Origin of the sequence: Nocardioides sp. J9 (genome assembly GCF_007829375.1) — a bacterium.
GTDB lineage: Bacteria > Actinomycetota > Actinomycetes > Propionibacteriales > Nocardioidaceae > Nocardioides.
Window position 1 is genome coordinate 1 of sequence record NZ_VLJQ01000106.1, and the last position, 25,757, is coordinate 25,757.

The 25,757-nt window shown below is 67.6% G+C and carries 25 protein-coding genes and 1 riboswitch; of the genes, 16 read left to right on the forward strand and 9 right to left on the reverse strand.

Annotation, left to right across the window (positions count from 1 at the left end; all coding sequences use genetic code 11):
- Window positions 1-230, forward strand: a 230-nt coding sequence (locus L615_RS18185) for a LysM peptidoglycan-binding domain-containing protein (RefSeq protein ID WP_145726030.1), incomplete at its 5' end; no start/stop codon positions are given.
- Between the two features lie 73 nt (window positions 231-303).
- Here the strand turns inward: L615_RS18185 and L615_RS18190 are convergent.
- Both L615_RS18190 and L615_RS18195 read right to left on the reverse strand, forming a co-directional pair.
- Window positions 304-645 (reverse strand): hypothetical protein, encoded by a 342-nt coding sequence (locus L615_RS18190; protein ID WP_145726031.1) that lies wholly within the window; start codon window positions 643-645, stop codon window positions 304-306.
- Between the two features lie 55 nt (window positions 646-700).
- Window positions 701-1,231, reverse strand: coding sequence for a hypothetical protein (locus L615_RS18195; protein WP_145726032.1), 531 nt, complete (start codon window positions 1,229-1,231; stop codon window positions 701-703).
- 332 nt (window positions 1,232-1,563) lie between these two features.
- Between L615_RS18195 and nrdR the strand changes: the two genes are divergently transcribed.
- The 5 genes from nrdR (at window position 1,564) to L615_RS18220 (ending at window position 7,949) form a co-directional block, all read left to right on the forward strand.
- Window positions 1,564-2,046: a transcriptional regulator NrdR gene (nrdR, locus tag L615_RS18200; protein WP_028656619.1), complete on the forward strand. Its 483-nt coding sequence runs from the start codon at window positions 1,564-1,566 to the stop codon at window positions 2,044-2,046.
- A 148-nt stretch (window positions 2,047-2,194) separates the two neighbouring features.
- Window positions 2,195-5,071 (forward strand): vitamin B12-dependent ribonucleotide reductase, encoded by a 2,877-nt coding sequence (locus tag L615_RS18205; RefSeq protein WP_145726033.1) that lies wholly within the window; start codon window positions 2,195-2,197, stop codon window positions 5,069-5,071.
- Between the two features lie 115 nt (window positions 5,072-5,186).
- On the forward strand, window positions 5,187-6,272 hold the full coding sequence (gene dcm, locus L615_RS18210; RefSeq protein WP_145726034.1) for a DNA (cytosine-5-)-methyltransferase: 1,086 nt from the start codon (window positions 5,187-5,189) through the stop codon (window positions 6,270-6,272).
- A 10-nt stretch (window positions 6,273-6,282) separates the two neighbouring features.
- The gene (locus L615_RS18215; RefSeq protein ID WP_145726035.1) at window positions 6,283-6,726 is read left to right on the forward strand and encodes a very short patch repair endonuclease; all 444 of its coding nucleotides are present in this window, start codon (window positions 6,283-6,285) and stop codon (window positions 6,724-6,726) included.
- Entirely contained in the window at window positions 6,717-7,949 is a 1,233-nt protein-coding gene (locus L615_RS18220) for a type II restriction endonuclease (protein WP_145726036.1), read from the forward strand. Before L615_RS18215 ends, L615_RS18220 begins: the two co-directional genes overlap by 10 nt.
- 38 nt (window positions 7,950-7,987) lie before the next feature.
- Here L615_RS18220 and L615_RS18225 read toward each other — a convergent pair.
- Window positions 7,988-9,291, reverse strand: a protein-coding gene (locus L615_RS18225; protein WP_145726037.1) for an IS3 family transposase whose coding sequence is annotated in 2 segments (ribosomal slippage) — window positions 7,988-9,012 and window positions 9,012-9,291 — 1,305 coding nt in all. Because the reading frame shifts where the segments join, the coding sequence is not laid out codon by codon here.
- A gap of 219 nt (window positions 9,292-9,510) precedes the next feature.
- Here L615_RS18225 and L615_RS18230 point away from each other — a divergent pair.
- From L615_RS18230 to L615_RS18250, 5 genes are read left to right on the forward strand one after another with little or no spacing between them, the layout of a single operon-like run.
- Complete coding sequence (locus tag L615_RS18230) at window positions 9,511-12,135, forward strand: Z1 domain-containing protein (RefSeq protein WP_145726038.1); 2,625 nt, start codon at window positions 9,511-9,513, stop codon at window positions 12,133-12,135.
- Window positions 12,135-13,130: a PD-(D/E)XK motif protein gene (locus L615_RS18235; RefSeq protein ID WP_145726039.1), complete on the forward strand. Its 996-nt coding sequence runs from the start codon at window positions 12,135-12,137 to the stop codon at window positions 13,128-13,130. Before L615_RS18230 ends, L615_RS18235 begins: the two co-directional genes overlap by 1 nt.
- Window positions 13,127-14,929: a hypothetical protein gene (locus L615_RS18240; RefSeq protein WP_145726040.1), complete on the forward strand. Its 1,803-nt coding sequence runs from the start codon at window positions 13,127-13,129 to the stop codon at window positions 14,927-14,929. Before L615_RS18235 ends, L615_RS18240 begins: the two co-directional genes overlap by 4 nt.
- Entirely contained in the window at window positions 14,929-15,813 is an 885-nt protein-coding gene (locus L615_RS18245; protein WP_145726041.1) for a hypothetical protein, read from the forward strand. Before L615_RS18240 ends, L615_RS18245 begins: the two co-directional genes overlap by 1 nt.
- Window positions 15,810-16,598 (forward strand): hypothetical protein, encoded by a 789-nt coding sequence (locus L615_RS18250; RefSeq protein WP_145726042.1) that lies wholly within the window; start codon window positions 15,810-15,812, stop codon window positions 16,596-16,598. Before L615_RS18245 ends, L615_RS18250 begins: the two co-directional genes overlap by 4 nt.
- 42 nt (window positions 16,599-16,640) lie before the next feature.
- Here L615_RS18250 and L615_RS18255 read toward each other — a convergent pair whose 3' ends face one another.
- Window positions 16,641-18,695 (reverse strand): nuclease-related domain-containing DEAD/DEAH box helicase, encoded by a 2,055-nt coding sequence (locus L615_RS18255; protein ID WP_186449925.1) that lies wholly within the window; start codon window positions 18,693-18,695, stop codon window positions 16,641-16,643.
- Window positions 18,696-18,795: 100 nt separating this feature from the next.
- Between L615_RS18255 and L615_RS18260 the strand changes: the two genes are divergently transcribed.
- Complete coding sequence (locus tag L615_RS18260; RefSeq protein ID WP_145726044.1) at window positions 18,796-20,454, forward strand: nuclease-related domain-containing DEAD/DEAH box helicase; 1,659 nt, start codon at window positions 18,796-18,798, stop codon at window positions 20,452-20,454.
- Window positions 20,455-20,498: 44 nt separating this feature from the next.
- Here the strand turns inward: L615_RS18260 and L615_RS18265 are convergent, their stop codons facing one another.
- Window positions 20,499-20,987 carry a hypothetical protein gene (locus L615_RS18265; protein WP_145726045.1) on the reverse strand — a complete coding sequence of 163 codons (489 nt, stop codon included), beginning with the start codon at window positions 20,985-20,987 and terminating at the stop codon, window positions 20,499-20,501.
- A 9-nt stretch (window positions 20,988-20,996) separates the two neighbouring features.
- Window positions 20,997-21,114: riboswitch (SAM riboswitch) on the reverse strand.
- 170 nt (window positions 21,115-21,284) lie between these two features.
- Here L615_RS18265 and L615_RS23500 point away from each other — a divergent pair.
- A complete protein-coding gene (locus L615_RS23500; RefSeq protein ID WP_186449926.1) occupies window positions 21,285-21,989 on the forward strand; it encodes a thermonuclease family protein in 705 nt (234 codons plus the stop codon).
- A 36-nt stretch (window positions 21,990-22,025) separates the two neighbouring features.
- Here L615_RS23500 and L615_RS18275 read toward each other — a convergent pair whose 3' ends face one another.
- From L615_RS18275 to L615_RS18285, 3 genes are all read right to left on the reverse strand, one after another.
- Window positions 22,026-22,400, reverse strand: a complete 375-nt coding sequence (locus L615_RS18275) for a PH domain-containing protein (protein WP_145726046.1) — start codon at window positions 22,398-22,400, stop codon at window positions 22,026-22,028.
- 62 nt (window positions 22,401-22,462) lie between these two features.
- Window positions 22,463-22,855, reverse strand: a complete 393-nt coding sequence (locus tag L615_RS18280; RefSeq protein WP_145726051.1) for a (deoxy)nucleoside triphosphate pyrophosphohydrolase — start codon at window positions 22,853-22,855, stop codon at window positions 22,463-22,465.
- A gap of 20 nt (window positions 22,856-22,875) precedes the next feature.
- Window positions 22,876-23,271: a DUF2237 family protein gene (locus tag L615_RS18285; protein WP_028656632.1), complete on the reverse strand. Its 396-nt coding sequence runs from the start codon at window positions 23,269-23,271 to the stop codon at window positions 22,876-22,878.
- A 77-nt stretch (window positions 23,272-23,348) separates the two neighbouring features.
- On the opposite strand from L615_RS18285, the gene L615_RS18290 reads away from it, so the two are divergent.
- A complete protein-coding gene (locus L615_RS18290) occupies window positions 23,349-23,918 on the forward strand; it encodes a dihydrofolate reductase family protein (protein WP_145726047.1) in 570 nt (189 codons plus the stop codon).
- Between the two features lie 37 nt (window positions 23,919-23,955).
- On the opposite strand, the gene L615_RS18295 is transcribed toward L615_RS18290, so the two are convergent.
- Window positions 23,956-24,345 (reverse strand): hypothetical protein, encoded by a 390-nt coding sequence (locus L615_RS18295; protein ID WP_145726048.1) that lies wholly within the window; start codon window positions 24,343-24,345, stop codon window positions 23,956-23,958.
- 81 nt (window positions 24,346-24,426) lie between these two features.
- Here L615_RS18295 and L615_RS18300 point away from each other — a divergent pair, with 81 nt between their 5' ends.
- Both L615_RS18300 and L615_RS18305 read left to right on the forward strand, forming a co-directional pair.
- Window positions 24,427-25,035, forward strand: a complete 609-nt coding sequence (locus L615_RS18300; RefSeq protein WP_145726049.1) for a DNA-3-methyladenine glycosylase — start codon at window positions 24,427-24,429, stop codon at window positions 25,033-25,035.
- Window positions 25,036-25,046: 11 nt separating this feature from the next.
- Window positions 25,047-25,367, forward strand: a complete 321-nt coding sequence (locus L615_RS18305) for a pyrimidine/purine nucleoside phosphorylase (protein ID WP_145726050.1) — start codon at window positions 25,047-25,049, stop codon at window positions 25,365-25,367.
- Window positions 25,368-25,757 lie beyond the last annotated feature (390 nt).

Consider the following 25,757-nt stretch of genomic DNA (forward strand, 5'->3'; position numbering starts at 1 on the left):
CCGTCGCGGTGGCCGCCGGGTCGGCGGCGACCCGCGAGGACGGCGGCGCCCCGGCCGTCCAGGTCGTCACCGTCGCGCCCGGCGAGACCCTGTGGGACATCGCCTCCGGCGTCGCGGCCGCGACCGGCGGCGACGTGCGCGGCGCGATGGCCGACATCCAGGACCTCAACACCCTCGAGGGCAGCATGGTCTACGCCGGCCAGCAGCTGCGCATCCCGGCCGCGCAGTAGCGCGCCCACCGACTCTCCGCTGCCTCGACCCCAGCGGAGCAGGGGAAAAGACGAAGGGTGGCAGGCAAGCGGCTCAGCGAGCCGCGCGCTTGCCGCCCTTCGGCGCGTTCGGGTCGCGCTTCGGCCGCGGCTCGGGGGCCGAGGTGAGGCCGAGGGCCCGGGACAGGCGCACCGCCAGCATGAAGGCGAGGAAGAGGCAGAGCATGCCGCCGAGCGAGGCGACCGCGAGGAAGAACCAGGCGCTGCCGTCGCCGTCGTGCCGGGCGTCGGCACCGAAGTCGATGGCCGCCAGGACGAGGTACCCCCACGCCACGAGGGCGAAGGTGATGCCGACCGCGAGGAGCAGGAGGTCGGCCCGAAAGCGCGGTCGCGCCTTGCTCCCTGCGCGGCTGCCCGCGCGCTTCCCACCTGCCACGGTCGTCATTGTTGCCGATCACCCAACCTGGTGGGTGCCCGCCCCGCGATCGGCCTCAGCGGCCCGTGACGGAGTACTGCACGAAGGTCTTGCCGTCCGCCTCGGTGAGCGTCCCGACGATGACCTCCCACGCGTCGTTCTCGTAGCTGGAGATGCCGGCCGCGCTCGCCTCGTCGTCGCGGGTGAAGCCGGCGGCCCCCAGCTCGTCGCCGATCCGGGCGGCGACCTCGTCGGTCCCGCCCGGCACCTGCAGCTGGACGACGAAGCCGGGCTTGCCCCCGCTGGTCGTCGACGCGCCGGAGACGATCTCCCCGTCGGTGACCGGGACCTCCTCGGGGAAGCCCTCGGGGAGCTTGCCGGTCCCGTAGGAGAACGAGCCGTCGCTGCTCTCGACCTTCACCTCGCCGGAGTCGGCGTCGATGTCGACGTCGGCGCCGCCGGCGTCCTCGGCGGCCTTCTCGATGGCGCGCTCGGTGATCTGCTCGGCGGCCTCGCCGCACGCGGACAACGCCAGCGGGAGGGCCGCGGCAGCGGCCGTGGCGGCGACGGTACGACGAAGGCGGGCTCGGGTGGGCAGGGCAGGCATGTTCGGCTCCTGGTTGGGGGGTGGTGCGAGCGGCGCGGACCCGAGACGCGCCGGTCAGACGATAGTCCCGGACAGTCTCGTCCCGCTCGTGACCTGCGCAAACGCGGTGCCGGGCAAAACTTCCGGCAACTCTCCCGCCCCCGGTCTTGCACCCGTGGTGGCCGGGGCGTACGGTTACCACTACATCTAGTAGTTACAACGATGTAGTTCTCCACATCTAGTCCACAGGACTGGGGGTGGCGATACACAGATCAGTACCCGTTCTGCACGGCGGAGACCAGGTTATCCACAGGTTTCCGCGGTCCGGGACGTCGATCCCGGGAGGAGGAACCATGCACTGTCCGTACTGCAAGCACCACGACACCAAGGTCCTCGACTCCCGGGTCGCCGAGGACGGCTGCTCGATCCGCCGCCGGCGGGTCTGCCAGTCCCAGGACTGCGAGAAGCGGTTCACGACGGTCGAGCTCATGCAGCTCACGGTGCTCAAGCGCTCCGGCGCCACCGAGCCGTTCAACCGCGAGAAGGCTGTCGCCGGCGTACGGAAGGCCTGCAAGGGCCGTCCGGTCGGCGAGGACGACCTGGCCCTGCTCGGCCAGGAGGTCGAGGACCAGCTCCGGCTGGCCGGCAGCCCCGAGATCGCCGCCCACGAGGTGGGCCTGGCGATCCTCAACCCCCTGCGCCGCCTCGACGAGGTGGCCTACCTCCGCTTCGCCTCGGTCTACCGCGGGTTCGAGTCCGCGGCCGACTTCGAGAACGAGATCGCCCTCCTGCGCGCCGAGCGCCAGTTGCAGGGCGACCCAGCCCCGACGGGCTGACCACAGACGCCCGGCAGGTAGTGGGGAAGCTGCCTGCCGGGCCACCAGCTTCCCTGTCCCGACCGATCGGGGCACGCAGCACCCGCACCACCCACGCAGCATCCGCACCACCGCCGACAGCACAGCCGACCAGCGCACCAGGAGAGTCATGACCGAGACGGCCAGCAACCCGACCGAGGCAGGCGCACCCGCCCGCAAGGGCCTGAAGATCGAGCGGGTCTTCAGCACCGAGGGCGTGCACCCGTACGACGAGATCACCTGGGAGCGGCGCGACGTCGTCCAGACCAACTGGAAGACCGGCGAGACCGTCTTCGAGCAGCTCGGTGTGGAGTTCCCCGACTTCTGGTCGCTGAACGCCTCGACGATCGTCACCACCAAGTACTTCCGCGGCGCGGTCGGCACCCCGGAGCGCGAGACCGGCCTGCGCCAGCTCGTCGACCGCGTGGTCTCCCGCTACGTGGAGGCGGGCCTGGAGAACGGCTACTTCGCGACGGCGGCGGACGCGGAGGTCTTCGAGCACGAGCTGACCTGGCTGCTCGTCCACCAGTACTTCTCGTTCAACTCCCCGGTGTGGTTCAACGTCGGCACGCAGTCCCCGCAGCAGGTGTCGGCCTGCTTCATCCTGTCGGTGGACGACTCGATGGACTCGATCCTCAACTGGTACAAGGAGGAGGGCTTCATCTTCAAGGGCGGCTCCGGCGCCGGCCTGAACCTCTCCCGCATCCGCTCCTCCAAGGAGCTGCTCAAGTCCGGCGGCACGGCCTCCGGCCCGGTCTCCTTCATGCGCGGCGCCGACGCCTCGGCGGGCACCATCAAGTCGGGCGGCGCCACGCGTCGTGCGGCCAAGATGGTCGTCCTCGACGTCGACCACCCCGACATCGAGGAGTTCGTCGAGACCAAGTGGCGCGAGGAGGACAAGATCCGCGCCCTGCGCGACGCCGGCTTCGACATGGACCTGGGCGGCAAGGACATCACGTCCGTGCAGTACCAGAACGCCAACAACTCGGTGCGCGTCACTGACGAGTTCATGAAGGCCGTCGAGGAGGGCACCGAGTTCGGCCTGCGTGCCCGCACCACCGGCGAGGTCATCGAGACCGTCGACGCCCGCTCGCTGTTCCGCAAGATCAGCGAGGCCGCCTGGGCCTGCGCCGACCCCGGCCTGCAGTACGACGACACGATCAACGCCTGGCACACCAACCCCGAGACCGGCCGGATCACCGCGTCCAACCCGTGCTCGGAGTACATGTCGCTCGACAACTCCTCGTGCAACCTCGCGTCGCTGAACCTGCTGAAGTTCCTCAAGGACGACGACACCTTCGACGCCGAGCTGTTCGCCAAGGCCGTCGAGCTGATCATCACCGCGATGGACATCTCCATCTGCTTCGCTGACTTCCCGACCGAGGCGATCGGCGAGACCACCCGCGACTACCGCCAGCTCGGCATCGGCTACGCCAACCTCGGCGCCCTGCTGATGGCGATGGGCCTGGGCTACGACTCCGACGGCGGTCGTGCGATGGCGGCCACCATCACCTCGCTGATGACCGGCACGTCGTACCGTCGCTCGGCGGAGCTCGCCGGCATCGTCGGACCCTACGCCGGCTACGCCCGCAACGCCGAGGCGCACAACCGCGTCATGCGCAAGCACCAGGCCGCCAACGACGACGTGCGCACGCTGCACATCGCCGACGCCGCGGTGCACAAGGCCGCGACGGAGGAGTGGGCGAAGGTCGTCGAGCTCGGCAAGACCAACGGCTTCCGCAACGCCCAGGCCTCCGTGCTCGCCCCGACCGGCACCATCGGCTTCATGATGGACTGCGACACCACCGGCATCGAGCCCGACTTCTCCCTGGTGAAGTTCAAGAAGCTCGTCGGCGGCGGCTCGCTGCAGATCGTCAACCAGACCATCCCGCGGGCCCTGAAGAAGCTGGGCTACGACGAGGAGAAGGTCGAGGCGATCGTCGCCTACATCGGCGAGCACGGCCACGTCGTCGACGCCCCCGGCCTCAAGCCGGAGCACTACGAGGTCTTCGACACCGCCATGGGCGAGCGTGCGCTCAAGCCCATGGGCCACGTGAAGATGATGGCCGCCTGCCAGCCGTTCCTGTCCGGCGCGATCTCCAAGACCGTCAACCTGCCGGAGACGGCGACGGTCGAGGACATCGAGCAGATCTACATGGAGTCGTGGAAGCTCGGCCTCAAGGCCACCGCGATCTACCGCGACAACTGCAAGGTCGGCCAGCCGCTCGCCGACGGCGGCGGCAAGGCGAAGAAGGACGCCGCGGACGCGGCCGAGGCCGCCGAGGCGACCAAGGTCGTCGAGAAGGTCGTGGAGAAGGTCGTCTACGCCCCGACCCGCAAGCGCCTGCCGAAGTCGCGCCAGGCCCGGACCACGTCGTTCACCGTCGCCGGTGCCGAGGGCTACATGACCTCCGGCGCCCACGACGACGGCAGCCTCGGCGAGATCTTCCTCAAGCTCGGCAAGCAGGGCTCGACCCTGGCCGGCGTGATGGACGCCTTCTCGATCGCGGTCTCGATCGGCCTGCAGTACGGCGTCCCGCTGGAGACCTACGTCTCGAAGTTCACCAACCTGCGCTTCGAGCCCGCCGGCCTCACCGACGACCCGGACGTCCGGATGTCGCAGTCGATCATGGACTACGTCTTCCGCCGCCTGGCCCTCGACTACCTCTCCTTCGAGCAGCGCTCCGCCCTCGGCATCTACTCCGCCGAAGAGCGCCAGCGCCACCTCGAGACCGGCTCGGCCTCCGAGCTCGTCGAGTCCGCCCCGGCCCCGAAGGCCGCGGCTGCCGCGGCCGAGGACGTCGTCGAGGCCGAGGTCGACACCGACGAGGACCCCCTCGCCGGCGCCCCCGAGGTCAAGGTCGCCAAGACCACCGCCGAGCTCCTCGAGCAGATCACCGGCCACGCCGTCGACAGCCCGCTCTGCATGACCTGCGGCACCAAGATGCGCCCCGCCGGCTCCTGCTACGTCTGCGAGGGCTGTGGCAGCMCCAGCGGCTGCAGCTGAGGCTGACTGTGCGCGCGGCACTCCGGTTCACCGGGGTGCCGCGCGCCTCCGCGTTTCGTCGGTCGGGTCCGCTAGCCTGGGACCAGCGTTCGATCACCTGTTCGAAAGGGGCGTCATGGGCGACGCGGTCAAACTGAAGTCGGGGGAGCCGGACTTCCGGTTCATCGACCTTTTCGCAGGCATTGGCGGCTGTCGCATGGCCTTCGAGCGCGCCGGGGGCGAGTGCGTCTTCACCTCGGAGTGGGACGACTACGCCCGCAGGACCTACGAAACAAACTTCCCTGCGGACGAAGGCAGCGAGCACATCTTCCGCGGCGACATCACCCAGGTGCACGTCGACGAGATCCCGGATCACGACGTCCTCGTCGCGGGCTTCCCGTGCCAGCCGTTCAGCATCGCAGGAGTCTCCAAGAAGAACGCCCTCGGTCGACCGCACGGCTTCCAGGACCCGACTCAGGGCACGCTGTTCTTCGACGTCGCCCGGATCATTGAGCACAAGCGCCCGCGGGCCTTCCTGCTGGAAAACGTGCGCAACCTCGTCTCGCACGACAAGGGCAACACCTTCCGGGTGATCAAGCAGCGTCTGGAGGGCCTCGGCTACGAGTTCCACCATGAGGTGATCAACGCTGCCGCTGTCGTTCCGCAGGGCCGGCGCCGGATCTTCATGGTTGGTTTCGACCGCAGCGTCTACCCGGACGGATCGGGCTTTGATTTCAACAAGGTCGAGCTACCGGCGGTCCACCCGACGATGGATGCCGTGCTCTACAAGGAGGACGGCACCGAGAAGGTCGAGCCGCCCTACACCGACGAGCACGGCGCACCGGCGGAGAAGTACACGCTCACGCCTCGTCTGTGGGAGTACCTGCAGAACTACAAGAAGAAGCACAACGCTGCGGGCAACGGCTTCGGTTTCGGCCTCGTCACCCGCAACGACGTCGCCCGGACGTTGTCTGCCCGCTATTACAAGGACGGCTCGGAGATCCTCGTGGACCAGGGCCCTGACCGTCGTCCGCGGCGGCTGACCCCGCGCGAATGCGCCCGCCTCATGGGGTTCCCCGACAGCTACGTTATCCCGGTCAGCGACACCCGTGCCTACAAGCAATTCGGCAACAGCGTCGTGGTGCCGGTCGTTGAAGCAGTGGCGAAGCAGATCGCGGCCCACCTGGACGAAGGCGCTCTGGCGGTTCCAGCAGCGGGCTAGGCTCGATCGCATGCCCGACGTGGTCTCTCCCGAGGTCCGCAGCCGGATGATGGCGGGCATCCGCGGCAAGGACACCAAGCCGGAACTCCTGCTGCGCAAGGCGCTGCACCGCGACGGCTTCCGGTATCGCCTGCATGCCAGGAACCTGCCGGGCCGACCTGACATGGTGTTCCCGCGCTACAAGGCAGCCGTCTTCGTCCACGGTTGCTTCTGGCACGGCCACGAAGGCTGCAGCTACTTCAAGGTGCCCGCGACCCGCCGGGAGTTCTGGGAAGCGAAGCTTCAGGGCAACCGGGAGCGGGATGCGCTCCGGCGAAAGGAACTCGACGACGCCGGTTGGCGCACCGCCGTTATCTGGGAGTGCGCAACCCGGCACCAGTTGAACGACACGGTCACGTCGATCGAGCAATGGCTCGTCGGTGAGCAGAGGACGCTGGACGTCGCGTGGCAGTGAACCGCAGGATCGAGCACTTCTTCGCGGGTGCCGCAGGGAAGTTTCTGAGCGCAGTCGAGGCGAGTACGGCCGCGTCGCATCAGCATGAGTTCAATGGAGCGCGGCCGCTGGTTGATCTCCTGGGTCCCCCGCCGGCGGACGGTTCCAAACGCCGGTACCGGACGACCTATGTGCGCCTCGCCGACGACGCTGAGCCACTGCTGGTCGACGACACCGCCACCTGGTACGACGCCCGTGCTCGCCACCCGACGCGCAGTGAGTTCCGTTTCTACTACCCGGCCGGCAACGCCGTGATGGCCCTGACGCGTCCAGGCGACTACGTCGTCATCGCCCGGACGCTGCCGGGGCAGGAGCGTGACCTTGTCGTGGTCGTCACCGACGGCAAGTCGTCGATGGCGGCGCAACTGGAGGCGATGTTCGGTCTCGAGCCGTCAGAGACGTTCGACGTCGAGACAGTGCCATCCGGAGAAGACCTCACGTTCAGCTCACGGCGGTTGCTGGAAGCGCTCGGCTACGAGGTCGAGTTCTCGGACGAGAGGTTTCTTGAAGACCTCCTGAATCGGTTCGGCCATCACTTCCCGTCCACAGCAACCTTCTCCGCTTATGCAAGATCAACGCTGCCGGACATCTCGCCCCTCGACGATCCCGACGCAGCGCTCCTTGCCTGGTGGGACCGGGAGGAGGTTCTCTTCCGTACCTTCGAACGTTACGTGCTCGGCCAGCGGATTGCAGAAGCCGGTGGTGACATCGACAGCATTCTCCAGACAGCAATGAGCGCCTTCCAGCGTCGCAAGTCGCGGGCGGGTCATGCGCTGGAAAACCATGTCGCTGAGATCCTCCGTGCCTGGCAGGTGCCCTTCGATGCCCAGCCCCGCACTGAGGGAAAGGTTCGCCCCGATTTTCTTATTCCGGGAGCGGCCGAATATCACGATCCCGCCTTTCCCGCAGACCGGCTGCACATGCTGGCAGTCAAGACGACCTGCAAGGACCGCTGGCGTCAGATACTTTCCGAGGCGGCGCGCGTTCCGGTCAAACACCTGCTCACCCTGGAAGCGCCGATCAGCAGGGACCAGCTGGTCGAGATGCAGGAGCAGCTGGTCGTCCTCGTCGTACCGGCGGCCCTGCACGCGTTGTTTGGGCAGCGGGAGCTGGCTGTGATCGGACTGGCGGAGATGATTCATGTTTTCGGCCGGGATGGCCCTCCTGCGCTCCCTTTCGGATAACTCAGGAGTGAATCGCCCCGGGTTTTGTGGAGGCTCGGTTACTTGGAACCAGCCCCGGTCGGGACAGGTGTTGCAACGTAGTCGGTGACCACGCGGTTGGCCCAGTGGTTGGCCTCGAACTCGGCTGGTGGGACGAGTCCGATCTCGCCGTGAAGGCGCCTGTGGTTGAACCAGTCGACGTACTCGGCGACGGCGATCTCGACGTCGCTCACGTTCTTCCAGCCGCCCTTGGGCCGCATGAGCGGGTTGCGGATGCACTCGGCCTTGAACAGCGAGTTCAGAGCCTCGGCCATCGCGTTGTCATACGAATCGCCCCTGCTGCCGACGGACGCGACGGCCTCGGCCTCGGCGAGCCGTTCGGTGTAGCGAATCGCTCGATACTGAACGCCCCTGTCGCTGTGATGGACCAGGCCGGTGACGTCCTGGCCGGCGCGTTGACGGTTCCACAGGCCCATGTCGAGTGCGTCCAACGCCAGGTCCGTGCGCAGGCTGGTGGACACCTGCCAGCCCACGATCATTCGGCTGAAGACGTCCAGGACGAACGCGACGTAGGTCCAGCCGGCGTGCGTCCTGACGTAGGTCAGGTCAGCCACCCACAGCTGGTTCGGCGCGGTCGCGACGAACTTCCGCTTCACCAGATCCTCGGGCCGCTCTGTCTCAGCGCCGTCACCGATGGTCGTCTTGCGGGTCTTCTCCCGCGGGATCCCGCGCAGCCCCTCGGCCCGCATCAGCCGCTCCACCGTGCAGCGGGCGACGCGAACGCCCTCCCGGTTCAGTGTCGCGTGGATCTTCCGTGCGCCGTAGACACCCAGGTTGTCCTTGTGGACGATCTTGATGTCGGTGACCAGTTGGGCGTCACGGATCGCGCGTGCCGACGGCGGCCTGGTCTTGGCGGCGTAGTAGCTACTCGGGGCGATCTGCACGCCGGCGTCCTTCAACACCGCGCAGATCGGCTCGACCCCGACCTCGCGACCATCGGCCACATCAATGACGTCGTGGCGATGAGCGTCGATGTAGGCGACTACTTGCTGGTGGGGCGGTCGAGCTCCGCCGCGAAGAAAGCCGCCGAGGTCTTCAAGATGTGGTTGGCCCGCCGCAGCTCGCGAACCTCGCGCTCGAGTTCGGCCAGCCGCTGCGCGTCACTGGTCGTGGTGCCCGGGCGGACGCCGCCGTCGATCTCGGCTTGGCGGACCCAGTTGCGCAGGGTCTCGGGGTGCATCCCCAGCTGCTCGGCCACACGAGCGATCGCGCCCTGCTTCGTCGCCGGATCCTGCCGCAGCTCGACCGCCATCCGGGTGGCCCGCTCACGCAGTTCGTCGGGGTACTTCCTGGGTGCTGCCATGACTCTCATCCTCCATGGATTGAGAGCCTCCATCAGACCCGGGGCGATTCAGGAGCGCAGCAAGATGTCCGATCGGACCCCAGCACGCCGTCGTGCCACCGGGTTGAGTCGGCCGGTTACGGCAGAGTCGTAGAGGAGACAGGCTCTTCTGGAGTTTCACCAGAGGAGGTGTCCCCGACATGGTTCACTCGGGCGAAAGAACGACTTGGGGAGTGATGTGTGAGCACTGATGCGGTGACTTTCGCGGTCACGAACATCAAGAACAACGTCGCTGGTGGCGCCACGCTTGAGGGCGCTGTGCGGAACCTTGCACAACTCGGTGTACCGCCGCACATCCTGGAGGCAGCACGTCACCAGTACCTCGTTGAGGTCAACGCGGTCATCGAGCTCAAGGACCCCGGAGCACTTGTCGATCAGGAGGTTCTCAACGGCAAGTGGTACGCCGGGCCCAATCCCGACCACGTCCTCTGGCCGGCGCTGAAGGACAAGCTCGCCCACGGCCTTCCGCCCGAGGCGCTGGGGGAGATCGACCGGTCGTCGACCCGGGTCGTTGGCCTGTTGCGTCCGCCGGGCGCGACTCCGATCCGCACGCGGGGCCTCGTTCTGGGACACGTGCAGAGCGGCAAGACCACGAGCTTCATGTCCGTCGCGGCGAAAGCAGCGGACGTCGGATACCGCATGGTTATCGTCCTGTCGGGCATCACCGACAACCTGCGGAGTCAGACACAGGCACGTCTCGAAGCTCAGCTTGTCGGAGAGCAAGCCGCCAATTGGTACCTGCTCACCAGCAAGGAAGCCGACTTTGCAGAGACGGGCAACGCCACTGCTCTCATGCAGGGGAATCACCGCTTGCTTGCTGTGGTCAAGAAGAACCCCCACCGGTTGCGTCGCTTGCGCGACTGGATCCGGTCAGCCGGGGAGGCTGCGCAGCTCAGTTGCCCGATCCTCATCATCGACGACGAAGCCGACCAGGCCAGCATCGATGTGGGCAAGAAGCGCATGTCGGTCATCAACAAGCTCATTCGCGAGATCCTGGAGAATCCGAAGGCTGCGTACGTCGCGTACACGGCGACACCTTTCGCCAACCTCTTGATTGACCCGTCGACTCCCGAAGGGCTTTACCCGAGAGATTTCATCGTGAGTCTCAAGACCGGTGACGGCTATTACGGCGCTGAGCGACTGTTCGGACGCGACCTGCTGGAGCATGTCGAGGACGACGCGGTTGCGGAGCCTGATGACGTCATCCGGATGGTGCCCGACGCCGACGTGCCAACGGTCCAACCCCCGAAGGGAAAGGGAGCCGTCTTCAGCTGGACCCCGGAGATGACTCCCAGCCTCGTCGATGCGGTCAACTGGTTCTTCCTCGCGACCGCCGGCCGTCGGGCGCGTGGAGACCATGACGCCCACTCCTCGATGCTGGTCCATACGTCGATGCTTTCCGAGGCACATGCTCGTCTTCACGACGTGGTGAGTCGATACTGCGTGGAGCTCGAGCGAGCCGTCGCGAGCGGCGATGCCGGGGTGTTGGCCAATCTGGAAGCGCTGTGGAACTCCGAGCAAGACCGCGTCGTCCGGCAGCCTGACGAAGAGGAGCTCTCCTGGGACCGCGTGGTCGGCGAGCTCGGCCCGGTTCTCTCCGATGCCCAGGTGATCGTCGACAACTACAGGTCCGACGCCCGCCTGATCTACAAGGAGGATGAGCCTTCCACGGTGATCGCCATCGGTGGGAACACGCTCAGCCGGGGCCTGACGCTCGAGGGCCTGGTGAGCTCCTACTTCGTTCGAGCAGCATCTGCCTATGACACGCTCCTTCAGATGGGGCGCTGGTTCGGCTACCGCCGTGGGTACTCCGACCTGGTCCGGATCTGGATGACTGACGAGCTTCGCGACTGGTTCCAGACCCTGGCGACGGTCGAGGCAGAAATCCGTCACGAGATCGATCGCTACGAGCTTGAGGCGCTCCGTCCCACACAGCTGGCTATCAAGATCCGTACGGATCCCGCCATGACAATCACGAACGCCGCGAAGATGAGGAACGCTGTCCACGCACAGCTCAACTACTCGGGCAAGCGTGAACAGATGATCCTGTTCCGCAGCAATGATCGGGAATGGCTCAAGCGAAACTGGGACGCAGGGGAACGGTTGATCACTAACGCGGCCTCGGACCCGGGGGTGTCCATGGGGCGGGTTCGCGGTGTTGGACGGCCCCTGCTGACAGGCGTGCCGGTGTCGAGGATTCGGGAGTTTGTTGAGGCCTTTTCGTTCCACGAGGACAGTCAGCGGTTGCAGACATCCCTCCTGCTCAAGTACCTGGAACAGGAGAACGCGAATGGAGGTCTCCTGCATTGGAACGTGGTTGTGATGGAAAACCAGAAGCCTGCCCTGGGCCAGGAGTCACTGGGGCCGTTCGGCAAGGTCAACCTGATCGGTCGCACGAAGATGTCGACGTCCAGGCCCGGGGCAGCGAACATCAAGGCGTTGTCGGGTTCGCTGGATCGCGCCGCGGACTTGCCGCAGATCCTTGAGGGGTTGGGAGAACAACCGAGTGACAAGGAGATCAAGAACGAACGGGATCGCCTTGACGCGCCGCCCCTGCTCGCGCTGTACCCGATAGCTCCGACCGTGCCGACCTCAGCGAATGGGCGCGCACCTCTCGAGGCTGCCGGCCCTGTACTCGGCGTGACCTTCTTCTTCCCGAACGCCGAGGCGTCAGGTGGGGGGATTGACTACGTAGCGGCTGACCTCTCCAGCATCGAGGTCGAGGATTTCTCGGCGGAGATCGAGGAAGCTGACAAGCTTGACGAAGAAGAGGATGTCACTACCTCCGGCGCAGGGGCACCGTGATGTCCGGAACCGCCGCGCTGCTGTGGGCGGGTATCACTGCCCAATCGTCGAACTGGCTCATGAAGCCCGTTGGCGTGACGGTCGAGGGCGCCGAGGTCGGGGTTGCTCGCGACCCGCACGGGCGGCCCGTTCTCCTGGTTCCTGCTACCGGTCGCGCTGCGGGTCTGAAGGTGCTCACACGAGGCTTGAGCGCCAGAGTTGGTGCCTTGGCCAGCGGAGCGACCTATGCCGATTGGTTGATGGTGACGTGCGAGGACCGCAGCCTCCGGTCGACCTTCTTCAGCTTGTGCGACGACGTCATCAGGGCGCTCTCGAACCTTGCCGAGGAGTCGGATCCGGTCGCGGAGGCACTCGCCGTGGTGAGCAAGTGGAAGGCGCTCCTCGAAGGCGTCCATGGCGGCGTGCTGAGCGAAACTCAATGTTCGGGGCTCTTGGCAGAGTTGCATGCGATGGAGCAGCTCGCGGAGCGGTACGGTCCCGATGCTGCACTCGCCGCGTGGGCGGGCCCGGACCGCTCGCGAGTTGACTTCAGATTCGACAAGGCCGGTGTCGAGGTCAAGGCCACTCTCCAAAGGGATCAGTTCCGGGTTACCGTTCACGGGTTGTGGCAGCTCGACGAACTCGAGGTCGGTTCTCTTCGATTGTTTGCCCAGCAGATGGAGCTGGTGCCGACGGGTGGCGACTCAATCCCGGACGCGGTCGCTCGCCTGGTGGCGCTCGGGATTGATGAGGCAGCACTGCAATCGGAGCTCGCCAAGGTTGGCTGCCTTCCCGTCGACCAAGACGTCTACCGAACGATTCGGTTCAAGGTGCTGGACGAGTGTGGGGTAGTGGTCGGGTCTGCCACCCCGCGAATCGTGCGCTCGAGTTTCAGCGACCCGGACGTGCAGGCGGCAATCTCGGGAGTCACATATCAGGTTGACCTGACATCACTCTCGCAAGCTGCGGGACGGCTGGACAACCCGCTTGACGTGTTCGAAGGACTGGATGCATGACCGCCCTGCAACATTTCGCTGAGCCCTATGCCCCGCAGGGGAACATTGATGCGCGTGCGGCAGATCGGGCCATCGGCCGGCCACAGCTCGATCCGTGGGATGTCTTCCTGCGAGAGACAGTGCAGAACAGTTGGGATGCACGACTTGAGCCGCACGGCCCCGTGCGTTACAGCGTCGACGCCTTCTGGCCGAGCCCCGACAGGGTGCAGATCCTGAAGGAGACCGTCTTCGCGGAGTTGCCGGAGAGCTCTGACCTCGCCGCATTCCTCAGCGGCGGTGAGGACACCCAGCCATTTCTCGTGGTGACCGATACGGGAACGAAAGGTCTTGGCGGCCCGACGAGAGCTGACCGGGTCACCAGTGATGCGACGGACTTCATCGACTTCGTGCGCAACGTCGGACGGGCCGCCGACAAGAAGCTCGGCGGTGGCACCTACGGATTCGGCAAGGGCACGCTGTGGGGGATGAGTTCCTGCGCAACGGTGCTGATCTATACCAAGTCGACGTACCAGGGCGCTCCGGTGTCGCGCTTCATCGCGATGGGGCACACCGACCCCTATAGCGACGGGGCACTCAAGTACACCGGGCGTCACTGGTGGGGACGGTCAGATCCCGACACGTTGATCGAGCCAGTGGAAGGCGTGGAAGCGGACGAGCTGGCCGAGTCGCTCGGCATGTCCCGCCTGCGCGACGAAGCAACTGGCACGTCTCTCATGGTGCTTGGCCCGGTCGCGACCGACACTGCAGAGACCGTCGAAGCCGTGGTTCGCAGGCTCGCGTCGGCGGCCCTGTGGTGGGCGTGGCCCCACATGGTTGATGGATCCATCCGGTTCGAGTTCACCGCGGATGGGGCGGATGTTCCGGTTCAACTCCCTGACGATCACCCCTGCCTCCGCCACTTCGCCGAGGCTTATCGAAGAGCCAAGTCGACCACGGAGCCTGTCGAGGATTGGCCATGGAACCAGGACGTGCTTCGCATGCAACGCCCTGCCCTGCGTCTTGGCGCTCTTGCGTGGCGGAGGGTGCCGCGGGAAGACCTCGCCGCGGCGCCGGACTCGCCAGTTCAGATCTCGTCGCACGTCGCACTGATGCGTCGCCCACGACTGATCGTCCGTTACCTGCCGGTTCGCGAGGATCCAAACGGGCAGGGAACGGCCGGAGTCTTTGTTGCCGACGACGATCTGAACGACAAGTTCGCCAAGGCCGAACCGGTGGCACACGACGACTGGTCCGCCTCCAACATGGGGTTGCCCAAGGGGACACGCAACCCGGTCAAGAGGGCACTGGAGCTCATCAAGGAGAGCTTCGTGTCGGCGGCAGTCAACGTGGGAGCCGGTGACGGCACTGTCGTACAACCGGGCTTGGTGCGGCTTGCCACTGCGATGGGGGACCTGGTGCTCGGGACGGGCGACGCTGCGTTCGTGCGAGAGAAGTCGTCATCACCCTCCGGTGGCGGTTCCCGCTCGCTGAGCGCCAAGGTCATCGGCTCTCCGAGACTGGAACTCTTCGGCGGACGGGCCGCCGCACGCTTCGAGGTCGAGGTGAATGTGCCCTCTTCGAGCGCATTGCCTGTTCGCGTGTCGGTCGATCCTCACGTCCTCACCGAAACTGGCCCAGACCGCGATCAGGACCTGGCGCAGCCGGAGGTGCTGGACCTCGAACTGCGGGAAGCTATGGACCCGGCCCGGCGGGGCGTCCTGGTCACGCAGGCCGGAAAGCAGAGCTTCCAGGTAGTAGTCAGCGTGCCGGACGACACCGCGGTGGCCATTGCCGTGTCGGCGGCTGCGGAGGTCGAGTAGTGGCCATCAAGTACGCAACCAGTCACCTGCAGGTCAGTGCCGATGCCGTGGTGATTGACCGCGTTGTGGTCAGGGCAAGCGACCGGGACCACCTCAACCCCGAGCTCGTCCCGGACTGGGATCAGGCGACGGACCTCCAGGTCAGCGTCGGAGTCACCGTGGACCTTCGCAAGTGCATCGCCGATTCCGGCTTGCGTTACGACTCCGTTCTCGGTTTGGCGGTCGCATGGCACGCAACCGGCTCAGGATTGCGCGGAGCATCGGAGACCGTCATGGCCGAGGATGGATCGAACACGGTCCAGTTCTCCCTCGCGGGGGGAATGCTCGGCGGCCAGTTGGTGCTGGACACCTATCTCACAGCCAAGGTGCCGATGGGATTTGCCAACCCTCTTGCCGCGAAGAGGGCCGGCAGCATTCTCTGGAGTGAACGTCGGGCCATTCGTCTCGAGGGTGACGGCAGTCGGTTCCCTCTGTCAGCCGTGAGCTTTGCGCAGACTGGTATCGCCAATGGGCTGACCGCTGCCTGGGCGCTGCTGTTCGACTCGACAGATCCGTATGACTCTGGGCTCGGCAACACTCGTCTGTACCTGAACACAGACCATCCGAAAGTCGAGGCATTGCTCAACTCTCCAGACGGGGAGTCCGACGTAGTGGGTCGGGTCCTGCACGCTGACGTGAACCGTGCGCTGGTTCTTCAGGCTCTGGGTTGCGAGGATCTCGACCTCGAAGGTGAGTACCCCGCCGAGTCGCTGGGTGAGCTTTTCGTATTGACTCTCCGTCGCAACTTTCCGGGTCAGTCCGTCGAAGAGGTCCGCGCCATGTTGCGCACGCGTCCGGGAGAATTCGACGCAGTCCTGCAGGCACGAGGGGGGTTCCTGTTGTGAACTCGCTCAGCTATCCGCGCCTCTCGGGCGCTCTTGCATCCGAGCTCCTCGTCAAGATCTCAAGCGCAGATCGGAGCGAGGTCCTCGGGTTGGCGGAGGAGTACGAAGGTCGGAGAACGTTCTACCCCACGGCGCTTCATCGCGCGGATGATCAACGGCTTCGTGAGATCCGGACGGCGATCGTGGAGCACGCCCAGCGATGTGGTTTTCCTGATGCTGATGCAGGAGTCGAGTTCGATCGCGCACTGCCTGCACTGTTACACGAGATGCTATTCATGGTGCCGGCTGAAGCCGGCGTCGCAGAGGTCTGGAACTACTTGACCCTCGTGCTTCTGCCAGACGTTGCTCTCTGGCGCTGGCCCAACCCCAACTGCGACCCGCGCTACGAACGCTTGCTCGGAAAGCCGCGTAACGTCTTCCGCCGTCACTGGTGGAGGGCGCACCTCCTGGGGCCGGAGCTGACCATGCGAATGCGCGAGGACGAGCTTGTCCAGATCGTCGAACGCACTGCGACGCTCGGCGGCGACCCTCGCGTGGCGCGGGCTGTCGCCGCGGCGTTCCTTCACGCGGTCGACACCCAGTCGATCGAGGTCGGTGGCGCCCCGACCACCCTCAAGCGCATGCAGATCATGCGTGCCCTGGCCAAGCGTGTGCTCAGGATGGCGCGCGTCGTTGCACTGTCGACCCTGAACGATGAAGAACTCGCAGCCTTGATGGCAGAACTCGCGGAGCTGACATTGGCAGCAGCGGCCGACGCGGTGGATGGGACAGTCGTGCCGTCCTGAAATGCGTCCGAGACATCGTCGGCTCCTTCGACCGCGGAATAGCTAGTGCGGCAGGTAACCGAGCCATAGCCCATCGCGGGCGCGTGTCATCCCGACGAAGAGCTCCCGGTGGAAGCGCTCCAGCCGTTCGGCGTAGGCAGATTCGGCTTCTCCATGTCGTCTCGCGGGCGGGCTGTGGCGCAGTCCAGGCATCAGGACGTACTTGAAGTCGAGTCCCTTTCCCCGCTTGAAGGTCCCAATCTTGACCTTGTCCTGCGTGACCCCGTCGTAGGCCGTGAGCTCAACGGTGGGAACACCTGCCGCACGCAGCACCCGCTGATACTGGGAGACGGCGCCGACGTATGCCACCAGGACCGCCATGTCGCCCAACGGGATGCCGTAGTCACGGGTCCGGATGATCTGGTCGACCAGACGGGCCTCCAGCTCTAGCTGGGACCCAGCGAGGAACTCGATCGGCGCGTGTCCATGCCGCGCGATCTCGACGTCACGGCCGCCGTGCTCGAGCTGTCCTTCAAGGTCACCGAAGCGATCGTGTGACACCTCGCGCATGGCGCGGTTCAGGATCTCGATGGTGTTGCGGTAGTTCACCTTGAGCACGGTTGATCGACCCGTGATGTTGATTCCGGCCTCGGAGAGATTGAACCCACCGGGGTAGACCGACTGCTGCCCGTCGCCGATCAGCAGGACCTGGTCGTCTCGTGCGAGGCGGGCCAGGAACTGGAGTGCGGTCAGGGTGAGGTCCTGCACCTCGTCGACAATCACCGCGCCGTACCGCAAGAGCCCCGGTGTCTCGTCGAGCACATCCAGCGCATTCATGATCAAGTCGTTGAAGTCGCAGACCCCGGCTTCGTCGAGGAGTTCGCTGTAGCAGCAGTAGAGGTTCCAGAGGTCGACCCGGGACTCCCGCGGGAAGGTTGTCTTGCGGCCGACGCGCTCGAGGTCCCGGTAGGTGTCGAAGTCGAGGATGCCTCGCCCCTTGATGACGTAGTCGATCTCCTCGCGCCAGTAGTCAGGGCGGGGCTCGAATCGAGCGAGTTTGTCAGCTGCCTGAGTCTCCGCCCAGGCGCGCTCGAACGCCCGGCTGCATGCGTCAAGGTCGATACGGACGCCAACGCCCGACAGCTCGAGCACCCGGTAGGCGAGTTGATGCGCGCTTGCGAACTCAATGTTCTCGGCACCCGCTGGCGAGATGCGTCGAGCGAGCGCTGCTTGCACACGGGGAAGGGTCTTGACGAAGGACGTGAAGAGCACGGGCAGGTCTGACCGCTGCGCGAGGTAGACCGCGCGATGCAGGCCGACGACCGTTTTTCCGGTGCCGGCCGGACCACGGATGCGGTACGGACCGTTCCACTGCGCACGAACGAGCTTGTTCTGTTCCGGATGGATGAAGGTCATCCAGTCTTCAATGGGTTTGGCGAGGAGCGCTTCGTTGAGTGCGCCGTGAACCTCGTCGAACTCGATCAGCGGCTCATCGAGCGCTTCGTCTTTCGCGCGTGGCTTCCGCGGAACCTTCGTCTTTGCCTGTGTGGGAACGGGACCCTTCGGCGGGCATGCCAGCTCGAGGTCGTCGGCGATGGCGTGTACGTTCTCGGGCGCGAGGCGAGGTGGCCGACTCAGCAACCACCCAATGAGCTCCGTGGCGCCGATTGCCGTCGACGGGCCCACGGGGGTCGCCTTCATGGACTGGTTGGTAAACGCCAGGACCGACTGGATCGCGCTCGGAACCAGGCCGTGGTCAGCGAGGACGTCGGCGAGCCGGTCGATGAGCGAGATGTGCTTGTCGATGGTCGCTGTTTCGTCTGCATCGCCACGGAAGAGCTGGCCGTTGATGATCGAGACTTCCGCCCACTCCTTGGCATCGATGATCAGTACCCCAGGCGGTCCCACGACGAGGAAGTCGATGTTGGCGCGCGAGCTATTCGGCCACTCGCGATCCTCCAGCACTCGCCATTGGAACTGAATGAGCTCCTTCAGGTACTTCGAGAGCGTGCGCTCGGATTCAGCGGCGATGAGGAAGTTCTGGGCGCGCTCATCCAGCAGGCGGGCGTATTGCCTCAGGCGTGCGCTTTCGTCCTCTGCGGAATCCCCAGCGGCCATGTCGACCTCCCTTTCAGGCAGGGTAGGTCTGGAGAACTCGTTTGACGGGAGTTCTGCGAATTTCCTCTGCGCAGCGGACGGTGCTGCTTGACTCCGGCTCGTGGTCACCTGCATCCCCGAATCACCCACGTTCACGACCGGGTCCGAGAAGGAGGTCTGGGAGCTGCTGCGCGACCAGCTCGGGCCGGACGACGTGCTGCTGGCCAACCAGCACCTCACCACCGAGGAGCGGGACTACGAGGCTGACCTGGTGGTGCTGACGCCCGGGTTCGGGGTGCTGGTGCTCGAGGTGAAGGGCGGGTCGGTCTGGTACGACGAGGGGTGGATCCAGAAGCGCGGGGAAGAGCCGCACTGGATCGACCCGGTGGGGCAGGCCCGCGACGCGAAGTACGCGCTGCGCTCCTACGTCGAGCGCCAGGCAGCGTGGGGGAGCAGGACGCGGGTGCGGTGGGCGCACGGGGTGGTGACGCCGTACTCCACCTTCGACCAGGCGTTCAGCCTGCCTGAGCTGCCGCGGCACGCGCTGCACGACCGCGACGACCTGGCGCACGTCGCGACGCGGCTGCGGCAGAACGCGTCGAAGGGGGACACCCAGCGGGCGCCGGAGGCGGACGACGTCGATGCGATCGTCGCGGCGCTGACCGGTCGGTTCAACACCAGCTACTACGACGTCAATGCCGAGGCGGCGGAGCGCGCCGCGGAGGCGGACCGGCTGACCGACCAGCAGGCGATGATCCTGTCGGTCACCCGCCACCTCACCCGGGTCGAGGTGCGCGGCGGAGCGGGCAGCGGCAAGACGGTCCTGGCGCTCCRGCAGGCCAAGGAGCTCACCCGCGGCACCGCCGACCGGAAGCCGCAGCGGGTGGCCCTGCTGTGCTACTCGATCGGGCTGGCGACGTACCTCAAGCGGCAGGTCGAGAGCTGGCCGCACCGCCACCGCCCGAAGTTCGTCGGCACGTTCCACGACTTCGGCCGGCAGTGGGGCGCGCCGGACGGCGACCGCGCAGACAGCGAGTTCTGGGAGGAGCAGCTGCCGCAGATCATGGCCGACCTGGCCGACGGGCTCACCGACGGCCAGCGGTACGACGCCGTGGTGGTCGACGAGGCGCAGGACTTCGCCGTCTCGTGGTGGACCCCCGTGCTCAAGGCGTTGCGCGACGAGGAGCAGGGCGGGCTCTACGTGTTCTCCGACGAGAACCAGCGCATCTTCGGGCGGTTCGGCGTCCCTCCGGTCTCCCTGGTGCCGCTCGTGCTCGACCACTGCCTGCGCAACACCCGCGAGATCCACGGCGCGTTCGCGCCGCTGGCGCCGTCACGGATGTACGCCCGAGGCGGGCACGGCCCGGACGTGCGGTTCGTCCCGTGCGACGCCGCGGACGCCGAGGAGGTCGCTGACGACGAGGTGGTGCGGCTGCTCGACGAGGACGGCTGGGAGCCCGGCCGGGTCGCGCTGATCACCACCGGCCACCGCCACGCCTCGCACAAGATGCAGACCGACGCGGTCGGCCAGGAGCAGTACTGGGAGACCTTCTGGGACGCCGAGGAGGTGTTCTACGGTCACGTCCTCGGGTGCAAGGGCCTCGAGCGCCCGGCCGTCGTGCTGTGCCTCAACGAGGAGTCGGTGACGGACCGGGCGCGCGAGCGCCTCTACGTCGGGATGTCGCGTGCGACCGACCAGCTGGTCGTCGTCGGCAACCCGGACTGGGTGCGGGAGGTCGGCGGGCCGCAGGTCGCGAAGACCCTCGGCCGCACCGGCTGAGCCCGCCCGCCGATCAAGGGCCGATCAGGCCCGCTCAGCGAGGCTCACGCCTCGTGCCCGCTGCCGTCCGACAGGTCGCAGGAGTGCGCTGCGGCCACCTCGCGCGCCTCGGCCAGCGCGAGCTCCGGGCTGGTCCAGCCGCAGTCCTGGCAACAGGCGAGGGCGGTGGCCGGCTCGGACTCGTAGCGGCGCTCGACGTCGGTCGTCACCAGCACGACTGGCACCGGCTCCCAGCGGAGCTGGTCGAGGTGGCCGGTGGCGCGGGCCAGCGGCAGCCCCGGTGGCGTGACCACCCCACAGCTGCACACGTCGCCGTCAGGGTGCTCCCGGGCCAGCTCGTGCACGTCGCGGGCCTGCGCCAGCACGATCTCGTAGGCATCCATTGCCAGCAGTCCGGCGGCGCTGCCGTCCTGGCCGGCAGCCCTGGCCCGCTCCGCGCTGCTGCGCAGGGCGAGGTACTCGAAGCTCGCGCCGAGCACACGCACGTCGTACCGATGCCCGCGCCAGGCGAGCGTCTCGAAGTCAGGTCCCACAGGGACTCCTTCCCGTCCTTGGCCGCGCCACCGTGGCGCGACCCGGGTCTTCTCCGGAAGGCACCGTGCCGGGTGGCGCGGTTGCCGGTCGACCACGTCCGGAGGCGTGCGGTCGACACTCGTGACCCATGTCCGCGGGACCGGTCGGCCCCGCACGGCGCACGCTAGGGACGGCGCCCGACAGAACTGCCCCGAGCGCCGCCGGCGTGGGGTGATCGGACCCTGCTGGTGGTCACTTCGGACCATCTCTGCCCTGTTCTCCAGCGGCCGGCCGGTCTCCGACCTACGGTCGCGGGCATGAAGCGACTGATCCGGCTCCTCGGCGTCCTGGTGACCGCGGCCCTGCTCGGCACCGGGCTAGCCGCGACGGCGTCGACCTCCGCGTCCGGTGCGGCGGTGGCCGACCGCGACTGCGGCGACTTCAGCACCCAGGCCGCCTCCCAGCGGTTCTTCCTCGACCACGGCGGGCCGCGCAGCGACCCGCACCGCCTCGACGCGGACGGTGACGGGATCGCGTGCGAGACCCTGCCCTGCCCGTGCAGCTACGCGACCGGTGGTGGCGGTGGTGGTGGCGGTGGCAGCACCACGCCCACCGTCGTCCGGCAGTGGGCGCGGGTCGTCCGCGTGGTCGACGGCGACACCGTCGACGTCCGGCTCGCAGGCGGCCCCACGCGGCGGGTGCGGCTGATCGGGATCAACACCCCCGAGACCAGCCCCCGCCAGTGCGGCGCCGGGCTCGCCACCCAGTCCGCACGGCAGCTGCTGCCGCGCGGCACCCGGGTCCGCCTCGTCTCCGACACCCGTCAGCCGAAGAAGGACCGGTACGGCCGGCTGCTGCGCTACGTGATCAAGGGCTCCATCGACGTCAACCGCGCCCAGGTCAAGCGCGGCTGGGCGCGCGTGTACGTCGTGGGGCGCGGGTTCACCCGCGTGGCGGGCTACCGCACCGCGCAGCGCTCCGCGCAGGCCGCGCCGAGGGGGATCTGGCGCACCTGCCGCTGACGGACCGAGTGACGGACCCGGGCCGTTGCCCGGCGGTCAGTGGCTGTTGAGCACCGCCCAGCCGATCAGCTGGTCGATGCGGCGGATGTCGGCGCCCTTGCCGACCTTGATCTTGATGTGGCCGGCGCGCGTCCACAGCTCGATCTCGGCGTTGATGTCGAGCAGCTTGCCGGCGTTCTCCGAGGACCACATGTTGATCGAGGAGTAGGGCAGCGAGTAGATCTCGACCTTCTTGCCGGTGATCCCCTGGGCGTCGCGGACGATCAGCCGCTTGTTGGTGAACACGGCGCTGTCGCGGAAGGTCTTGAACGCCGTCACCGGCTGCTCGCCCTCCACGAGGATCGGCCCGATGTCGTCGGGGATCGGGACCTCCTGCATGAAGGTCCAGGACGTGATGGTCGCGGTTTCCATCCCGCCAGCCTGCCCGACCCGGCCGACGGATCCGAGCGAACCCCGCGGGGCGGTGGTCCTGGTCAGGCCAGCGCCGCGGCCACCAGCTCCACGGCCGGCACGTCGGCCGGCGCCCAGTCCAGGCTGTCGAGCTCGTCGGGGGCGVGSCAGCGCAGCTCCTCGTGCTCGGTGGTGGTGGGGGTGCCGTCCACCAGGACGCACCAGTACGTCGACAGCGTGACCACCAGCGCGTCGTACGCGTGCGTCGTGGTGGTCACCTCCGCCCCCACCTGCACCCGGCAGCCGAGCTCCTCGTCGACCTCGCGGGCGAGTGCGGCCCGCGGCGACTCGTCGGGCTCGACCTTGCCGCCGGGGAACTCCCACATCCCGCCGGTCGCGCCGCCCGGACCGCGGCGGGCGCACAGGACGCGGCCGTCGCGGACGATGACGGCGCCGACGACGGCGACCTCCTTCACGGATGAGTGCACGGCGCGCGTCAGTCGTCGGTGAGGCTGCTGAGGTCGTCGGGCACGTCGACGGCGTGCTCCTGCAGCACCTCGAGCGGGATCAGCCGCAGCGCGGCCTCGTTGGTCGACGCGAGCACGACCGGAGCGGCCACGCCGTCGGCGTACGCGTGCAGCCAGCGCGCGGCGACCACGCACCAGCGGTCACCCGGGTGCAGGCCCGGGAACTGCCACTCCGGGCGCGGCGTCGAGAGGTCGTTGCCGACGGCCTGCTGGTGGGCGAGGAACTCCTCGGTCATCACCGCGCACACCGCGTGCACGCCGACGTCCTGCGGCCCGCAGGTGCACGTGCCGTCGCGGTGGAAACCGGTCATCGGGTCGGTCCCGCAGGGCTGCAGCTCGCCACCCAGGACGTTGCGCTCGGTCACACCCCCGAGCCTAGGTCGGTGCACCCACCGGCCGAAATGCGGTTGACCTCCCACCGCCGACGCGATGGGGTCGGGACATGCCCGAGCTGACCTACCTCATCGGCACGACCATCGACGGCTTCGTCGCCGGCCCGGCCGACGAGGTCGACTTCTTCCCGGTGCCACCGGAGTTCGCCCGCTTCCTGGCCGAGGAGTATCCCGACTCCCTGCCCGGCCACGTGCGGCAGGCGCTCGGCGTCGCGGACGCCCCGCTGTCACGCTTCGACACCGTGGTGATGGGCCGGCGCACCTACGACCCGGCCCTGGCCGCCGGGATCGCCGACCCGTACCCGCACCTGCGCACCGTCGTGTGCAGCCGGTCCCTGCCCGCGGCGACGGCCCCGGTCGAGGTCACTGCCGACGACCCCGTCGAGGTGGTCCGCCGGCTCAAGGCCGACGACGGCATCGGTGTCTACCTCGCCGGCGGCGGCCAGCYCGCCGGCCGGGTCGCCTCCGAGATCGACCGGCTGGTCGTGAAGGTCTACCCGGTCCTCGCGGGCAGCGGCCGGCCGATGCTGGAGCGACCGTTCACGCCGGAGGCGTTCACCCTCGCCGGCGCGCGCAGCCTCGACAACGGCTGCACCGTGCTGGAGTACGTCCGCGCCTGAGCCCGGCTCGACGGGGCGTAGGGCTCAGGGAGGGTGGTCAGATGAGGGTGGTCGCCTGCTGGGGCGCCACCAGCTGCCAGATCGCGCCGACGGTCCAGGCAATACCTGCGAAGAGCGTCAGGTAGAGCCCGATCGCTGCTGCGCCGTTCATGTCGACCAGGCCGATCAACGCCGTCACCCCGGCCATGACGAGCAGGGCGATGTTGGCTGCCCGGCCGGGACGGCGCGCCGGGCCGACCAGCCCGCTGGTCAGCGCGAGCGTGAACAGCCCGGCGAGCGCGAGGACCAGCGTGATGACGCCGTCCCCCTCGAGCCCGATCGCACTGATGCCGAAGAGCGAGACCCAGGGCAGGAAGGCAGCGAGCGCGACGACGAGCATCGCGACGGCGGAGATCCGCTGGGGAACGGTGAGGCGTCCGAGGTTCATCCGGGCAGGCTAGGCCGCTCAAGGGATCCACGTCCTGCGAATCGGGAAGCGCGTCGGGAGCCGGTTGCTAGCGTCGCTGGCGTGCCTGCCCGAGACCGCGCCGACGTCGTACGACGGGCGCGGGCGCTGCTCGGGCGCACCATCACCGGGCACGGGGTCACCGTGCGGATCACCGAGGTCGAGGCGTACGGCGGCGTCGAGGACCCCGCCTCCCACGCGTTCACCCGCACGCCGCGCTCGGAAGTGATGTACGGCCCGGCGTACCGGCTCTACGTCTACCGCTCCTACGGCATCCACTTCTGCGCCAACGTCGTGACCGGTCCGACGGAGATCGGTGCCGCGGTGCTGCTGCGCTCCGGCGAGGTCGTCGACGGCCACGACCTCGCCCGACTTCGACGGGGGATCGAGGGCCGCGACGTCCAGCTCGCCCGCGGCCCCGGCAACCTCGCCCAGGCCCTCGGCATCACCCTCGACGACCTCGGCACCGACCTGCTCGCGGACCACCCCGACGGCGAGCACTTCACCGGCGTCCGGCTCGGCCCCGAGCACCGCCGACGCCTCCGCATCGCCAGCGGGCCACGGGTCGGGGTGTCGAAGGCGGCCGACGTGCCCTGGCGGTTCTGGATCGAGGGCGACCCCACCGTCTCGGCGTACCGCCGCAGTCCGCGCGCCCCCGCGCCGCCGCCATAGGCTTCCGCGACGTGAGCACCGAGACCTTCCAGAACGTCACCCTCGACCCCAGGGCCAACATCTACTTCGACGGCGCCTGCGTGAGCCACTCGTTCACCCTCGCCGACGGCACGAAGAAGTCCGCCGGCGTCATCCTCCCCGCGTCCCTGACGTTCGGCACCGCTGCACCCGAGGTGATGGAGCTCAACGCCGGCGCCTGCCGCGTCCGCCTCGCCGGCTCCCAGGAGTGGACCGAGTACGCCGCCGGCCAGTCCTTCAGCGTCCCCGGCGACTCGTCGTTCGACATCGAGGTCATCGAGCCGGTCAGCTACGTCTGCCACTACGGGGCCTGAAGGCGCGAGCGTGTCGCCTGCGCGGCGCTTGATGGCGCGAGCGTGTCGCCTGTCGACGGAGGCCGCACGGGCGCTCGCTGCGCTCGGCCCGCGGGCGTCCGTCGACGCGCCTTCGGCGCGGGGCGCCACGCTGCCGCGCACGCAGTTGCCTTGCGTAGGTCCGGGCCCCGCTTGGCGGCAAGCCTTCTCCCGGTGGTTGAGGTGCGACGAGCGCTAGCGAGGAGCCTCGAAACCTCCGGGCCTGCGTGGCGGGCTCTGGTGGGCACAGTCCGGTGAACAGGTGCCGCTGGTTTCGAGGCTCGGCCGCGGACGGCCTCGCACCTCAACCAGCGGCAGACGGTCGGCGCCACGGCGATTCTCGGGTGTGCTTCGCCGTACTCCCGGTGGTTG

Excerpts from the sequence above, each read along its gene's own strand:
- L615_RS18195 (WP_145726032.1), bottom strand. The coding sequence starts at position 1,231 with ATGCCTGCCCTGCCCACCCGAGCCCGCCTTCGTCGTACCGTCGCCGCC.
- nrdR (WP_028656619.1), top strand. The coding sequence starts at position 1,564 with ATGCACTGTCCGTACTGCAAGCACCACGACACCAAGGTCCTCGACTCC.
- dcm (WP_145726034.1), top strand. The coding sequence starts at position 5,187 with ATGGGCGACGCGGTCAAACTGAAGTCGGGGGAGCCGGACTTCCGGTTC.
- L615_RS18215 (WP_145726035.1), top strand. The coding sequence starts at position 6,283 with ATGCCCGACGTGGTCTCTCCCGAGGTCCGCAGCCGGATGATGGCGGGC.
- L615_RS18235 (WP_145726039.1), top strand. The coding sequence starts at position 12,135 with ATGTCCGGAACCGCCGCGCTGCTGTGGGCGGGTATCACTGCCCAATCG.
- L615_RS18240 (WP_145726040.1), top strand. The coding sequence starts at position 13,127 with ATGACCGCCCTGCAACATTTCGCTGAGCCCTATGCCCCGCAGGGGAAC.
- L615_RS18255 (WP_186449925.1), bottom strand. The coding sequence starts at position 18,695 with ATGGCCGCTGGGGATTCCGCAGAGGACGAAAGCGCACGCCTGAGGCAA.
- L615_RS23500 (WP_186449926.1), top strand. The coding sequence starts at position 21,285 with ATGAAGCGACTGATCCGGCTCCTCGGCGTCCTGGTGACCGCGGCCCTG.
- L615_RS18275 (WP_145726046.1), bottom strand. The coding sequence starts at position 22,400 with ATGGAAACCGCGACCATCACGTCCTGGACCTTCATGCAGGAGGTCCCG.
- L615_RS18295 (WP_145726048.1), bottom strand. The coding sequence starts at position 24,345 with ATGAACCTCGGACGCCTCACCGTTCCCCAGCGGATCTCCGCCGTCGCG.